At 72.3% G+C, this 14,021-nt stretch carries 14 protein-coding genes; 7 read left to right on the top strand and 7 right to left on the bottom strand.

From position 1 onward, the window contains the following. Positions 1 to 84: 84 nt before the first annotated feature. Genes ACFFRH_RS29925 through ACFFRH_RS29905 form a run of 5 tightly spaced genes read right to left on the bottom strand, consistent with a single transcriptional unit; the run spans position 85 to position 4,820 of the window. Positions 85 to 1,005, bottom strand: coding sequence for a hypothetical protein (locus tag ACFFRH_RS29925; RefSeq protein ID WP_386161050.1), 921 nt, complete (start codon positions 1,003 to 1,005; stop codon positions 85 to 87). Beyond that, positions 996 to 2,546: a hypothetical protein gene (locus tag ACFFRH_RS29920; RefSeq protein WP_386161049.1), complete on the bottom strand. Its 1,551-nt coding sequence runs from the start codon at positions 2,544 to 2,546 to the stop codon at positions 996 to 998. Before ACFFRH_RS29920 ends, ACFFRH_RS29925 begins: the two co-directional genes overlap by 10 nt. Further along, positions 2,543 to 3,397: an ATP-binding cassette domain-containing protein gene (locus ACFFRH_RS29915; RefSeq protein ID WP_344745990.1), complete on the bottom strand. Its 855-nt coding sequence runs from the start codon at positions 3,395 to 3,397 to the stop codon at positions 2,543 to 2,545. Before ACFFRH_RS29915 ends, ACFFRH_RS29920 begins: the two co-directional genes overlap by 4 nt. Further along, positions 3,394 to 4,242 (bottom strand): zf-HC2 domain-containing protein, encoded by an 849-nt coding sequence (locus ACFFRH_RS29910; protein ID WP_386161048.1) that lies wholly within the window; start codon positions 4,240 to 4,242, stop codon positions 3,394 to 3,396. Before ACFFRH_RS29910 ends, ACFFRH_RS29915 begins: the two co-directional genes overlap by 4 nt. Beyond that, complete coding sequence (locus ACFFRH_RS29905; RefSeq protein ID WP_344745987.1) at positions 4,239 to 4,820, bottom strand: RNA polymerase sigma factor; 582 nt, start codon at positions 4,818 to 4,820, stop codon at positions 4,239 to 4,241. The genes ACFFRH_RS29910 and ACFFRH_RS29905 overlap by 4 nt, the downstream gene beginning before the upstream one ends. Positions 4,821 to 5,169: 349 nt before the next feature. Between ACFFRH_RS29905 and rhaS the strand changes: the two genes are divergently transcribed. The 4 genes from rhaS to ACFFRH_RS29885 all read left to right on the top strand — a co-directional run bounded on the left by rhaS (position 5,170) and on the right by ACFFRH_RS29885 (position 9,560). Continuing rightward, complete coding sequence (gene rhaS, locus ACFFRH_RS29900; protein ID WP_344745985.1) at positions 5,170 to 6,258, top strand: rhamnose ABC transporter substrate-binding protein; 1,089 nt, start codon at positions 5,170 to 5,172, stop codon at positions 6,256 to 6,258. A 284-nt stretch (positions 6,259 to 6,542) separates the two neighbouring features. Next, positions 6,543 to 6,860, top strand: a complete 318-nt coding sequence (locus ACFFRH_RS29895; protein ID WP_344745984.1) for an L-rhamnose mutarotase — start codon at positions 6,543 to 6,545, stop codon at positions 6,858 to 6,860. Between the two features lie 14 nt (positions 6,861 to 6,874). Continuing rightward, a complete protein-coding gene (gene rhaI, locus ACFFRH_RS29890) occupies positions 6,875 to 8,020 on the top strand; it encodes an L-rhamnose isomerase (protein WP_344745983.1) in 1,146 nt (381 codons plus the stop codon). A gap of 112 nt (positions 8,021 to 8,132) precedes the next feature. Next, positions 8,133 to 9,560, top strand: coding sequence for an arabinose isomerase (locus tag ACFFRH_RS29885; RefSeq protein WP_386161047.1), 1,428 nt, complete (start codon positions 8,133 to 8,135; stop codon positions 9,558 to 9,560). Positions 9,561 to 9,653: 93 nt separating this feature from the next. On the opposite strand, the gene ACFFRH_RS29880 is transcribed toward ACFFRH_RS29885, so the two are convergent. Both ACFFRH_RS29880 and ACFFRH_RS29875 read right to left on the bottom strand, forming a co-directional pair. Then, positions 9,654 to 10,316: a TetR/AcrR family transcriptional regulator gene (locus ACFFRH_RS29880; RefSeq protein WP_344745980.1), complete on the bottom strand. Its 663-nt coding sequence runs from the start codon at positions 10,314 to 10,316 to the stop codon at positions 9,654 to 9,656. A 68-nt stretch (positions 10,317 to 10,384) separates the two neighbouring features. Beyond that, positions 10,385 to 10,912, bottom strand: coding sequence for a VOC family protein (locus ACFFRH_RS29875; RefSeq protein ID WP_344745979.1), 528 nt, complete (start codon positions 10,910 to 10,912; stop codon positions 10,385 to 10,387). Positions 10,913 to 11,092: 180 nt separating this feature from the next. Between ACFFRH_RS29875 and ACFFRH_RS29870 the strand changes: the two genes are divergently transcribed. From ACFFRH_RS29870 to ACFFRH_RS29860, 3 genes are all read left to right on the top strand, one after another. Then, complete coding sequence (locus ACFFRH_RS29870) at positions 11,093 to 11,452, top strand: PRC-barrel domain containing protein (RefSeq protein WP_344745978.1); 360 nt, start codon at positions 11,093 to 11,095, stop codon at positions 11,450 to 11,452. A gap of 327 nt (positions 11,453 to 11,779) precedes the next feature. Further along, positions 11,780 to 13,000: a Tm-1-like ATP-binding domain-containing protein gene (locus ACFFRH_RS29865; RefSeq protein ID WP_386161046.1), complete on the top strand. Its 1,221-nt coding sequence runs from the start codon at positions 11,780 to 11,782 to the stop codon at positions 12,998 to 13,000. 115 nt (positions 13,001 to 13,115) lie between these two features. Further along, the gene (locus ACFFRH_RS29860; RefSeq protein WP_344745974.1) at positions 13,116 to 13,937 is read left to right on the top strand and encodes a phosphoenolpyruvate hydrolase family protein; all 822 of its coding nucleotides are present in this window, start codon (positions 13,116 to 13,118) and stop codon (positions 13,935 to 13,937) included. The last annotated feature ends 84 nt before the right edge of the window (positions 13,938 to 14,021 follow it).

The following is a 14,021-nucleotide window of genomic DNA, read 5'->3' as shown; positions in this document are numbered from 1 at the left end:
TTCCTGATTGGGATGAATCGGATCAGGGGTTCGGCTCCGGGGCGGGGCGAACCTCGTGCCGCCCCTTCGCGGACGGGTCCGCGGTCAGCGGACGTCCCTGTTCGCCGCCGCCAGCCACAGCAGCGGGAGCGGCGACATGACCAGCCAGAAGCGATGCGCCTCGTACCAGTGGCCGTACCCGCACGTCGGCGGCCACAGCTGGAGCCCGGCGGGCAGGAGCACGGTGGCCAGGACGAGCATGAGCTGGGCCACGACGGCGGCGAGGGCGAGCTGTCTTCCCGAGGTGAACCGGGTGGCGGTCGCCGCGGCGGCGAGCCCGGCCCCCAGGCACACGACGGCCTCGACGAGCAGATCGGAGAGCGGGAACAGCTGACCTCGGGGAAGGCGGGAGACGACGACGGCGAAGGCGCCCAGCCAGACGGCCATCGCGACGGCGCCGGCGAGCAGGCAGCGCAGCCCCTGCCGGACCCAGCGGGGCACGGGGGCCGGTCCCGCGTTGGTGGCCACGGGATCGACCAGCGCGAAAGCCGCCGCTCCGCCGAGCAGGGCGCCACCGACCCGCATCAGGTCGAGCGCGGTGCCGGCCGACAGCTCGCTTCCCATCTCGACCAGCGACACCAGGGCGGCGGTGAAGACGGCGACGGCCGCGAGCGGCGCCCAGTCGATCGCCCGCGCGAGCGGCCAGGTCAGGGCGAGGGCGGCGCGTATCCGCTGCCCTCCGGTCAGGGCGAGGACCGCGCGTGTCCGCCGGGCTCCGGCCAGGATGAGGCTCGCGGGTGTCCGCCGGGTCCTGGCCAGGATGAGGACGGCGCGCGTTCGCCGGGCGGCGGCCAGGATGAGGGCCGCGGGTGTCCGCCGGGTCCCGGGCTCGCCGGCGCTCGCCGGGGGAGCGTCGCTCCCGGCCGTCCACCGCGCCCTCTCGCGCCCTTCGGTCCTGTGCCCTTCGGCCTCGCGCTCTTCGGTCTGGCGCTCTTCGGTCTCGCGCGCCCCGATCGTCAGCGACATGGCGTGCCCTCCGGTTTCGAGATGGGGAACTCCCGGTCGAGGCCCAGCAGCGGCAGCGCTCGTTCGAGCGTGGTGGTGGGTCTCATGAGCGTGTCCCAGTGGGTCCGTACGCGCTCACGCGCGCCGGGGGAGGCGAGCAGTCGTCTGGCGTAACCGACCTCGATGTCGCCGTAGTCGACCAGGCTCTTCCCGCTCAGCCTGCCGTCGATCCGTAGCGACCGGGGCCGCGTGACCGGCGATGCCTGCCCGATCAGCCAGAGCGTCACCAGGGTGCGCGCCTGCCCGCGGGCGTCGCACGGGAGGCGGAGTCCCGCGACGTGGAGTGACAGGTCCTCGGCGAGTCGTCTTCGCTGGTCGGGATGACCCCAGGACATGCCCGGCCGCACGGCGTGCGCCTCGGTGTCCTCACCGAAGAACCAGGCCGAGGTCATCTGCCGGACCTGTGGCACCAGGTGCCTGCGCTCGGGCGGTATGGCCCGCACCACCGGTGCGACGGCCTCCTCCCACAGCGGGATCCACGGGACGTACTCGGGGTAGGCGCAGTAGGTGACCCCGCCGCGTTCCTCGCACCGGTACGCGTGCGGCCCGAAGAAGCGGTCCCTGACGCGTGGATCGACGTCGTCCGTGTCCATCCAGCCGGAGCGGGTCGCGGCGACCGGCCGCACCTCCGCCGCGGTGGCCCCCGCGGGCACCGCCACGGCGACGGCCGCGACCACCGCGACCAGGGGTGACGGCCGGAGCCCGTGTCTCAGCGACGCGATCCCGCCGGCGAGGACGACCAGGGCCAGCACGTAGACCAGGTGCGTGCCGGAGGGCCGGTCGGGCCAGTCGGGGTAGTGGTGCTGCATCACCGGCAGCCACCAGCCCGCCGACCCGTTGGCCGGATTCTGGAAGATCAGGAATCCGATCGCCGCGATGACCAGCGGCCCGGCGATCAGCCAGGGCAGCCAACGGCCCACCGCCGCTCCCAGCGCGGCCGCGAACGCCGAGGCGGCCACCGCGGTCAGCGGCTCGTACGGGTCCAGTGTCCCGGCGACGGGCCCGCTCAGGAGGCGGATGAGGAGATGGAGGCCGAGCACCACGGCCGCCGACAGGCCACCGACCAGCGGTGCCGCGAACAGCACGGCCCTCGTCCGGTGCCCGGCGCCGGCGGGCAGCCCGGCGAGGCTCTCCGGCATGCCGTGCCGGCCGTCGCGGGAGGTGGCGAGGTTCGCCACGAGCAGCACGGCTCCGGCCAGGCAGGACGCCATGCCCGTCGCGGCGATCGGATCGATGCCCATGTCCGGCTGCTGGTCGCGGCTCAGGTACGTCTGCACCGCGAGGACGAGCGCCGCCGTGCCCCACAGGACCGGATTCCGCGCCAGGCGGCGTACCTCGAAGACGAACAGCTCCCATGACGTTCCGCGGCGGGGGAGGAGCGGTGTCCTGCGGGGGGAGGGGGCGAGGACGGCCCCGCCGCTCGCGCCCCGGCCGTCCTCGCGGACCGCCGTACCGCGTCGGGCGCCATGACCGGTCGCGTTCCCGGACGGATGGCCGGTCATGCCGCGGCCGCCCGTCCGCGGTCGCCGAGCAGGAGCAGGTAGCCGTCCTCGACCCCCGGCTCCGCGGGCACGCCCTCCTCCGGCCGGTCGCCGAGGGTTTGGTAGCGGCCGTCGGCCGTGCGCCAGAACAGGTGTGGCCCGGCGGGAGGCCGTTCGGACAGCCACACCCGCCCGGCCGCCGTCGCGGCGAGCTCGCCGGGCGTCCCGTCGAAGACCACCCTGCCCTCGTCCACGGTCACGACCCGCTCGCACAACGCCGCGACGTCCTCGGTCTGGTGGGTGGACAGCAGCACGGTACGGCTCTCGCCCACCTTCGACACCAGCGCCCTGAACCGCATCCGCTGCTCGGGGTCGAGACCCACGGTCGGCTCGTCCAGGATCAGCACGTCCGGCTCGCCCAGCAGCGCCTGCGCGAGCGCGAGGCGCTGGCGCATGCCGCCCGACAGCTTGCGCGCGCGCACCCTCGCCTGGTCCGACAGTCCCACCTCCGCCAGCACCCGCCGCACCTCGCGGTGGCGCTCGCGCCGATCGGTGATCTCCTTCAGGATCGCCACGTAGTCGACCAGGTCGAACGCGGTGAAGTGCGGGTAGTGGCCGGGGTCCTGCGGCAGGTAGCCGAGCCTGCGGCGCAGCGCCGTGCGCTGGAGCCGGTCCCCGGGGTCCAGGCCGAGGACGTCGACGGTACCGGAGTCGGGGGCGAGCGTGGTGGCCAGGCAGCGCAGCAGCGTCGTCTTGCCCGCCCCGTTCGGCCCGAGCAGGCCGGTGACGCCCGGGGTGACGACCAGGTCGAGGCCGTCCAGGACACGGGTGCGGCCGTAATGTTTGACCAGGCCCTTCACGGTGATGCTCAACGGGTCTCCCCCGGGTCGAGGCGGTCGCGCCGCCGGTAGACGAGTACGGCGAGCAGGGCGGCCGCGCAGCCGTACAGGAGCTGCGCGCCCGGCTGGAACGGGACCCGCCAGCCGCCACCGGCCTCGGCGGCGACGGCGACACCGGCGAGCCACAGCCCGCCCGCGGTGAGCGCGGCGGCCGGTACGGACAGCCGGGTGGACAGCGCCAGGCAGCCCGAGGTCGCCGCGAGCGCGGGCAGCAGCCACGCGGCGCTCAGCCCCGGCGGGGCGGGCAGCAGCGGCGAGGCGAGACCGGCCAGCACGAACGCCACCGTGAGGACGGCGGTCGAGCGGACGAGCAGCAGGCGCGGTCCCGACAGGGGGGTGGCGGCCAGCAGCTCGTGGACGGGGTCGACGCGCGGGCCGTAGGCGGCGGCGATACCGGCCAGCGGCAGCACCGGGGCGGCCACCAGGAAGAACGGCAGCGCCTCGGCGGTCTGCCTCGCCGCGAGCACGCCGAAGGCGAGCACGGCCAGTACGGCGGTGAGCCACGCCCGGCCGAGCGCCGGTGTCACCGTCACCAGCCGCGCCACGTGGCCGGGCAGCCCGGCGAGGCGCAGCAGCCGCTCGGCCGGGCGCGGCCTGGGCAGGCCCGCCTCGTCCTCGAGGCGCTGCCAGGAGCTTTCGAGCCACTCCCGCTCGTACGGGACGGCCGCCCGGCAGACCGGACAGCCCCCGAGGTGGGCGTCGACCGACATGGCCCGCACCGGGTCCAGGTCTCCGGCCAGGTAGCGGTCCAGCAGATCGCCGGGGATGTGCCAGGTGTTCACCGGCCGCCGTCCTCCGGGCTCGTCGTGCACGCTCATGCCAGGTCCCTTCGCAGACGCGCCCTCGCGCGCATCGCGCGGGTCTTGACGGTGCCCTCGGGGACACCGAGGAGGTGGGCGGCCTCCCTGACGGTGAGGCCGTCGAGCACGGTGGCCTGGATGACCGCGCGGAGCTCGGGCGTGAGCCTGCGGATCGCCGCGTCGAGGTCACCGTGCTCCACGCGGACCAGGACCAGGTCCTCGGCCGACTCGACGGTGCTCCGTGCCTCGTCGAGGTCGTGGCCCTGACCGATCCAGCGTGCCCCGCGACCGCGCAGCACCGAGACCAGCCTGCGCATCGCGATCGTCCAGAGCCACCCGGCGGCGTCGCCGCCGGTCGGGCTGAAGCGCGCGGCGGACCGCCAGACGGCCATGAAGGTGTCCTGGAGGGCGTCGTCGACCGCGTCGAGGTCGGCGCAGCGGCGTGCCAGGCGCGCCCGCAGCCAGGGAGCGTGCCGCCGGTGCAGGATGCGCAGCGCGGTCATGCTCTCGGCGGCGATCGCGGCGATCAGTTCCGCGTCGTCGCTCTCGGTGGTGACGGGGGGAGGGTCCCGCCGCCACGGGGGGAAAAGACTCACACCTCATCTATCGCACGGGGCGGCGGGGAGGGTTCTCTCCCGGGGACTCTCTCTCGTGGGTTCTCTCTTGGGCCGCGGGGAGGCGCCGTTCGGGGGGATTCACGCCCCGTCAGGTGCCGAGATGGTTAAAACGTGGCAACGGATGGCGGCCCGGCTGGCGGGACGCGGGTCCGGCGGGTTTCCCCCGGGGAGCCGGGCCGCCCGGGGGTGGAGGTCGTGTAACGCTAAGGAAACGGCACGTTCATGTGCCATTGACACCTGCCGGAGCTTGGTTCTACTGTCCAGCTCAACCGGTTAAATCGTTTTTTCGTAGGAGTCCGACCACCCCCCACTTCCTGAGGAAGCGCTTATGTTCACTGTTTCGCGAAGGTCCGTTCCCGCCGCGATGGTGGCCGGCCTGCTGTCGATCGCGCTCGCCGCCTGCGGTGGTGGTACCACCAAGGACTCGGCGAGTTCCGCGGCCCCGGCCGCCCCCGCGTCGTCCGCCCCGGCGAAGGCCGATCCGAACGCGCCGATCAAGGAAGGGCTGAAGATCGCCTTCCTGCCGAAGCAGATCAACAACCCGTACGAGACGATCGTGGACAAGGCGGGGATCGAGGCGGCCGCGGAGTTCAAGGCGGAGGCCAAGGAGGTCGGCCCCTCCGACGCGTCCGCCTCCTCGCAGGTGTCGTACATCAACACGCTGACCCAGCAGGGACACGACGCGATCCTGATCGCGGCCAACGACGCCAACGCGGTGTGCGGGCCGCTACAGCAGGCGCGGGCGAAGGGGACGAAGATCGTCTCCTACGACTCCGACGCCTCCAAGGAGTGCCGCGACCTGTTCATCAACCAGGCCAACTCCGAGGAGATCGGCCGCAGCCAGGTGAAGCTCCTGTCGGAGCTGATCGGCGGCAAGGGTGAGGTGGCGATCCTGTCGGCGACGGCGAACGCGACCAACCAGAACACCTGGATCGAGTTCATGAAGGACGAGCTCGGCAAGCCCGAGTACAAGGACATGAAGCTGGTCAAGGTCGCCTACGGTGACGACGACGACCAGAAGTCCTTCCAGGAGACCCAGGGTCTGCTGCAGGCGTACCCGGACCTGAAGGGCATCATCTCGCCGACCACGGTGGGCATCTCGGCGGCGGCGCGCTACATCTCCGGCTCCAAGTACAAGGGCGAGGTCGTGCTGACCGGGCTGGGCACCCCCAACCAGATGCGCCAGTTCGTCAAGGACAAGACGGTCGAGAAGTTCGCGCTGTGGAACCCCAAGGACCTGGGCTACCTGGCCTCGTACGCGGCGGCGGCGCTGGCCTCCGGGCAGATCACCGGGGCCGAGGGCGAGGTCCTGAAGGCCGGCAAGCTCGGCGAGCGGACGATCGGCAAGGACGGGGAGATCATCCTCGGCCCGCCGTTCACCTTCGACGCCTCCAACATCGACCAGTTCGACTTCTGACGCCACCGGCGCGGCCCGCGCCCGCGAGGAGGCGGGCCGCGCCCGGGACGGCACGGCCCGCACCCGGAAAGGACGCGGACCGGGCCTTGGGAAGGTACGCGGCCCGCACCCGGAAAGGACGCGGGCCGAATCCCGGAAGCGCGGACCGCACCCCGGAAGTGCGGCCCGCGCCAGGGTTGGCACGGTCCCGAGGCCGGAAGGCGCGGACCCGTGATCGACGTGATCGAAAGGCAGCGGAGGCCCGTGGTCGGAAGGCGCGGGCCGCACCCAAGAAAGGCCATCCCGTGCAGCGTGTCTGCTTCCTGCTGAAGGTACGGCCGGAGCGCCTGGCCGAGTACCGCGAGCGCCACCGCGCCGTGTGGCCGGAGATGCTCGACGCCCTGAGCGCCACCGGCTGGCACAACTACTCGCTCTTCCTGCGGGAGGACGGGCTGCTGGTCGGCTATCTGGAGACCGAGGACTTCGAGGCCGCCCGCGAGGCCATGGCCGCGACCGAGGTCAACGCCCGGTGGCAGGCCGAGATGGCGCCGTTCTTCGAGAGCCTCGACGGCCGCCCCGACGAGGGCATGGTCTCGCTCGAGGAAGTCTTCCACCTCAAATGATCGGGGACCGATTCATGATCAAGGATTCGCTGCGGGCGCAGGTCATCGAGACCCCGTCGTGGGCGTACGGCAACTCGGGCACGCGGTTCAAGGTGTTCGCCCAGCGGGGGGTGCCGAGGGACCCGTTCGAGAAGCTCGCGGACGCCGCGCAGGTGCACGCGTTCACCGGGGTGGCGCCGCAGGTGGCGCTGCACATCCCGTGGGACCGGGTCGACGACTACGCCGCGCTGGCCGCGCACGCGTCGGGGCTGGGAGTCCGGATCGGGGCGATCAACTCCAACGTGTTCCAGGACGACGACTACATGCTGGGCAGCGTGACCCACCCGGACGCGCGGGTGCGGGCCAAGGCTCTCGCGCACCTGCTGGACTGCGTGGACATCATGGACGCCACCGGGTCCGACACGCTGAAGCTGTGGTTCTCCGACGGGATCAACTACCCCGGCCAGGACGACATCCGCGCCCGCCAGGACCGGCTGGCCGAGGCGCTGGGGCGGGTTTACGAGCGGCTGGGCGACAACCAGCGCTTCCTGCTGGAGTACAAGCTGTTCGAGCCCGCGTTCTACGCCACCGACGTGCCCGACTGGGGGACGGCGTACGCGCACTGCCTGAAGCTGGGTCCCAAGGCGCAGGTGGTGGTCGACACCGGCCACCACGCGCCGGGCACCAACATCGAGTTCATCGTGGCGTTCCTGCTGCGCGAGGGCAAGCTGGGCGGCTTCGACTTCAACTCCCGCTTCTACGCCGACGACGACCTGATGGCGGGGGCGGCCGACCCGTTCCAGCTGTTCCGCATCATGGTCGAGGTGATCGGCGGGGGCGGGTTCACCGAGGACGTGGCGTTCATGCTGGACCAGTGCCACAACATCGAGCCGAAGATCGCCGGGCAGATCCGGTCGGTGATGAACGTGCAGGAGGCCACGGCGAAGGCGCTGCTGGTCGACCGCGAGGCGCTGGCCGTCGCCCAGGCCGCCGGGGACGTGCTCGGGGCGAACGCGGTCGTGATGGACGCCTACAACACCGACGTGCGGCCCCTGCTGGCCGAGGTGCGCACCGACCTGGGGCTGGACCCCGACCCGATGGCGGCGTACGCCAGGTCGGGCTACTTCGAGAAGATCGCCGCCGACCGGGTCGGCGGTGCCCAGGCGGGCTGGGGCGCCTGATGCCCGCGCCTGATATCCGCGCGTCCGACATCCGCGCGTGCGATGTTCACGTGCCTGATGTCCACGCGCGCCGGATGCCCTTCGCGACGCCGGGGTGCGAGAGGAGAACGCCATGACCGCCGCGCTCGACCGGGTGACCGCCCCGCGCACGAAGGTGGGACTCGTGGCCGGGGGGCTGGGAGCCTACTGGCCGCAGTTCCCCGACCTGCTCCCGCAGCTGCGACGGTCGTCGGAGCGTGTCTCCGAACGGATGCGGGAGCTGGGCTGCGACGTCGTCGACGTGGGGTTCGTCTCCGACGCCCAGGAGGGCGCGGTCGCGGCGGAGCGGCTGCGCGAGGCCGGCTGCGACATCATCGTCGGCTTCCTCACCACGTACATGACCGCGACCATGCTGCTGCCGGTGGCGCAGCGCAGCGGGGCGCCGGTGCTGCTGATCAACCTGCAGCCGACCGAGTCGATGGACCACGCGAGCTTCGACACCGGCCAGTGGCTCGCCTACTGCGGTGCCTGCCCGCTGCCGGAGATGGCCAACACCTTCATGCGGGCCGGGATCGCGTTCCGGTCGGTGTCGGGATACCTGGAGGACGAGCGGGCCTGGGCCAGGATCGGCCGGTGGGTGCGGGCGGCCGGGGTACGCGCGGCGCTGCGCCGGGGCAGGCACGGCCTGATGGGCCACCTGTACCCGGGAATGCTGGACGTGGCCACCGACCTCACCCTGGTACCGGTGAACCTGGGCGGGCACGTCGAGGTCCTGGAGTTCGACGACCTGCGCGTACGGGTGGAGAAGGTCACCGACGCGCAGGTCAGGGAGCGCGTCGGGCTGGCGCGGGAGGTCTTCGAGCTGGACGGTTCGGTCAAGGACGACGACTTCGCCTGGGCGGCGCGGGTGTCGGTCGGCCTGGACCGGCTGGTGGACGACTTCGCCCTCGACAGCCTGGCCTACTACCACCGGGGCCTGGAGGGGGAGATCCACGAGCGGCTGGGCGCCGGGATGATCCTGGGGGCGTCCCTGCTGACCGCCCGGGGCGTTCCCGCCGCGGGCGAGTACGAGCTGCGCACCTCGCTGGCCATGCTGGTCATGGACCGGCTGGGCGCGGGCGGGTCGTTCACCGAGCTGCAGGCGCTCGACTTCGCGCGCGGCCACGTGGAGATGGGGCACGACGGACCGGCCCACCTGGCGATCAGCGCGCGGCGCCCGCTGCTGCGCGGGCTGGGTGTCTACCACGGCAAGCGCGGCTGGGGCGTGTCGGTCGAGTTCGACGTGGCGCACGGCCCGGTGACCGCGCTGGGCCTGCTGCAGCGGCGCGACGGGACGTTCGCGTTCGTGGTCTCCGAGGGGGCCACGGTGGAGGGGCCGCTGCTGCGGATCGGCAACACCACCTCGCGGGTGGACTTCGGGTGCGACCCGGGGGAGTGGACCGACGCCTGGAGCGCGACCGGGATCTCCCACCACTGGGCCCTGGGCACCGGCCACCGGATCGCCGACCTGCGCGCGGTCGCCGACCTGATCGGCGTCGACGTCATCGAGGTCAGTCCGTAGCGCGCGGCGTCAGACTCCGGCGCACGGCGCGTGGCGTGCTGACGGTGCCTGCGCCTGCGCTCGCGTCCGGCCGCCGGAGGGCTTCGGAGGACTTCAGCCCGGTGGCTCGGACCCGGATTCCCGGGCCGGAGCGGGAGCCGGCACCGATGCCGAGGGGGCGCGCAGCGGGTCGAGGCGGCGGATCAGCTCGATCGCGGCCTCGATGATCCGCTCCGCCTCCGCCTCGCTGTCGCAGGTCGCCACCTCACGGCCCGCCTCGCCGATGACCGAGGTCAGGACGGCGGCCGTCAGGCGGTCGAGGGAGGTGCCGCCCGCGCCGAGCAGGACACCGTTCTGCCGTACCCACTCGCGGCCGCGCGTGCGGCGCATCAGCTCGAAACCCGGGGGCCCGCCGCCGTCCATGAACAGCCGGGCCAGGTCCCGACGCTCCCACGACCCCTCAAGGAAGGCGCGGGCGCCGGCGACGAACAGCTCCAGGGGGTCGCGGACGCCGGACTGGCGGGCCTTCGCCACCGCGGAGGCCGCGTTCTCCTCGTGCTCGGCCTGGTGCCTCTCCCACAGCGCGAGGAACAGCTCGGTCTTGCCGCCGAAGTGGTGGTAGAGGCTGCCGACGCTCAGCCCGGCGCGCTCGACGACGTCGGCCACCCCGGCGTCGGTGAAACCGTGCTCGGTGAAGACCTCCCTGGCGGCCCTGAGCATGCTCGTACGGGTCTGCGCCGTACGGCTCCACTCCCAGGCGCCTGGCTTGCGTGTCATCTCGCCTCTCCGCTGTCCCAGGAGGGAAAGGCTCCGTGACCTCGTCCCGCCCGATGATGGTGCCCTGTTCAGGCGGGGCTGGGAATCCCGTTGCCGCGGAATCCGCGTCCGGCCAGCACGTCGTCGAGGGAGGGGACGGGTACGGAGTCGCGCGGACCGGGCTGCGCGAGCTGGATGAGCACGCCGTGGGCCTCCTTGGGGTGCAGGAACACCTCGCGCCACCTCGGGTCGCCCAGGTTGAGGCCGTGCAGGCGGTAGCCGCGATCGGTGAGCAGGGAGACCGCCAGGTCGATGTCGTCCACGTGGAAGTTGAGGTGGTGCACGCCGCCCCGGCCGCGTGTGAGCTCGAAGAAGCTGTCGAAGAAGGGGGAGCCGTCGAGGGGCTCCATCAGCTCGATCTTGTTGCCGCCGGGATAGGTGAGCTGCAGGGCCCGGTAGCCGCCGATCTGGTTGTCGCCGCCGCTGCGGAAGGTCCCGCCCAGCAGGTCGAGGTAGATCGGCAGGAGATCCCTGATCCGCGGTGCCGCGACGGCGGTGTGGTCGAAGACGGCGCCGAGTTCCCGAAGTGCCGGGAGTTCCGGTGAGGCATCGTGCACGTGGGCTCCTCGCGGTCGGGGCCGGAAGATCGGCCAATCCTAGAATCACATTCTAGTGGTCTCGCCCGTGCCGCGATACGGCCCCGCCTCCTGGCATAAGACGACCATCCGATGCACCGTTTACCTCGTCCGCCAGGGGTAGGCGGGGGCCACACATATCGCGATGAGGAGAGCCCGCACATGACGAGCGAAGGACTGTGGAGCTATCGCGACGGCGTTTACGGTCCCGACGAGACGATGAGCGTCATCGGCTTCGACGTGGAGGCCGTGGACGGCAAGGTCGGCCTGGTGGAGGAGGAGAGCAATGTGACCGATGACAGCTACGTCGTGGCCGACATCGGCTCCTGGCTCTCCGGCAAGAAGGTCGTGCTCCCGGCCAGCACGGTGACCCGGATCGACCGGCAGGAACGCAAGATCTATATCTCGCGGACCAAGCAGGAGATCCAGGACGCGCCGGAGTACGACGCGGCGACGTACCGGCAGAGCGTCTACCGACAGGAACTGGGCGGCTACTACGGCACCTTCTCCGCCGCCCTTTGACCAGTACGCCCAACAAAGCACACATAACAACGCACACAGCCGACAACACTCACAGCTGACAACACTCACAGCTGACAACGCACACAGCGACGAGACAGCGCAGCACACCAGGGAGGGCTCGCCCGCCACCGGGCCCTCCCGTCCGGCGGTCGCGCCGCCGACCGGCGGCGGGGGCGCGATCCGCGAACCACGGGGCGTCCCGGGGCGGGGCCCGGAAGGGGCCTCCGCCCGCGGAGATCGTCCATCGGGTCCGGTGCGCGCCTCCCGGGACGGTCACCGCGACCAACGTGGCGAAGAAGGTCCGCGAACAGAGAGGCGTGGGGCGAGATGCCGACGATAGGCCTGGTTGGAACGCTGGACACCAAGGGGTGGGAGTACGCCTGGCTCCACGACCGGTTACGCGCCCTCGACTGCGACGTCGTCCTGGTCGACGCGGGCATCGGTGAGGCGCGGGTGCCCGCCGACGTCGGCAACGACCGGGTCGCGCTGGCGGCCGGGACCGACGTCGCTGCGCTGCGCGCGACCGGCGACCGGGGAGCGGCCGTCACGGCGATGGGGGAGGGCGCCGCCGCCGTCCTCGCCGAGCTGTACGCCCAGGGCCGTCTCGACGGCGTGCTCGCGGTGGGCGGCAGCGGCGGGTCCTCGATCGCGGCGCGGGCCGTCAGGGACCTGCCGATCGGGTTGCCCAAGCTCATCGTCTCGACCATGGCCTCCGGCGACGTGTCCCCCTACGTGGGGGCCAAGGACGTCACGCTGATGTACAGCGTCGTCGACCTCGCCGGGGTCAACCGCGTCTCCGTGCGCGTCCTCGGCAACGCCGCGGCGGCCATGGCCGGCATGGCGAGTATCCCGTCCCCGGTCGTCGAGGACGACCGCCCGCTCGTGGCCGCCTCGATGTTCGGTGTGACCACGCCCGCGGTCGACGCCGCCAGGGAGCGGCTGGACGAGCTCGGCTACGAGGTGCTGGTCTTCCACGCCACCGGATCCGGCGGGCGGGCCCTGGAGTCGCTGGCCCAGAGCGGCCTGCTCTCGGGCGTGCTCGACCTCACCACCACCGAACTCGCCGACGACCTGGTCGGCGGCGTCCTGTCGGCCGGCCCTGACCGGCTGACCGCGGCCGGAGCGCGCGGCGTGCCCCAGGTGGTCGCCCCCGGCGCGCTGGACATGGTCAACTTCGGTCCCCGCGACACCGTCCCCGAGTCCTTCGGCGACCGCCTGCTGTACGTCCACAACCCGACCGTGACCCTGATGCGGACCACGGCCGAGGAGATGGGCGAGCTCGGCCGCCGGATGGCCGCCAAGCTGAGCGCGGCCAACGGCCCGGCCGTGCTGTTCGTCCCGCGCCGCGGCGTCTCCGCCCTCGACGTCGAGGGCGCGCCCTTCCACGACCCCAAGGCCGACGAGTCCTGCTTCGACGCCCTGGACGAGGGGCTGCGGGGCTCGGCCGTCGAGGTCGAGAAGCTGGACCTGCACGTCAACGACCCCGCCTTCGGCCGCGCCATGGCCGACCGGCTGCACCTGATGATCACCGCGAGGGCCGCCGTATGACCCGCGACCAGGTCCCGTCCACGCCACGATCGGCCGGTCCGCGCGTGACCCGTTCCCCTTTCCCCGCCGGGCCGCGACCGACCGGCCCGCACCGGGGCCGCGGCGGAGGTGCCACGTGAACCGCGAGGACGTTCTCGCCAGGCTGCGCCGTACCGTCGCCGAGGACCGGCCGATCATCGGCGCGGGCGCCGGCACCGGGCTGTCCGCCAAGTGCGCCGAGGAGGGCGGTGTCGACCTGATCATCATCTACAACTCCGGCCGCTACCGGATGGCGGGCCGGGGCTCGCTCGCCGGGCTGCTGCCCTACGGCGACGCCAACCAGATCGTCGTGGAGATGGCCGCCGAGGTGCTTCCCGTCGTCAGGGACACCCCGGTGCTCGCCGGGGTGTGCGGCACCGACCCGTTCCGGCTGATGCCCAGGTTCCTCGACCAGCTCGCGGCCATGGGCTTCGCCGGGGTGCAGAACTTCCCGACCGTCGGCCTGTACGACGGGGTCTTCCGGCAGAACCTGGAGGAGACCGGGATGGGCTACGACCTGGAGGTCGAGATGGTCAGGCTGGCGCGCGAGCGCGACCTGGTCACCGCCCCCTACGTCTTCGACCCCGCCCAGGCGCGGGCCATGGCCGAGGCGGGTGCCGACGTCCTCGTCCCGCACGTCGGGCTCACCACCAAGGGCAGCATCGGCGCGGGCACCGCGCTGTCCCTGGACGAGGCGGTCGAACGGGTCCAGGCGATGCGCGACGCCGCGGTGGCCGTCCGCCCCGACATCCTCGTCCTCTGCCACGGCGGTCCCATCGCGGAGCCGGAGGACGCCGCCCACGTGCTGGCCCGTACGGAGGGTGTGGTGGGTTTCTTCGGCGCGTCGTCGGTCGAACGCCTGCCGACGGAACGCGCCATCACCGAGCAGGTACGCGCCTTCAAGTCGCTGACGTTCTAACCGCGGATGCTCCCTTCGGGAGGTTTCAGCAAGACCTGATTTCATGGGGGACAGTGGTTTTTCGCCGCGACAGGATGACGCGGG

The organism is Streptosporangium vulgare (assembly GCF_042428775.1).
Lineage (GTDB): Bacteria > Actinomycetota > Actinomycetes > Streptosporangiales > Streptosporangiaceae > Streptosporangium > Streptosporangium vulgare.
The sequence above is the reverse complement of the archived record's forward strand: the minus strand, read 5'-3'. Positions and strand labels throughout refer to the sequence as shown.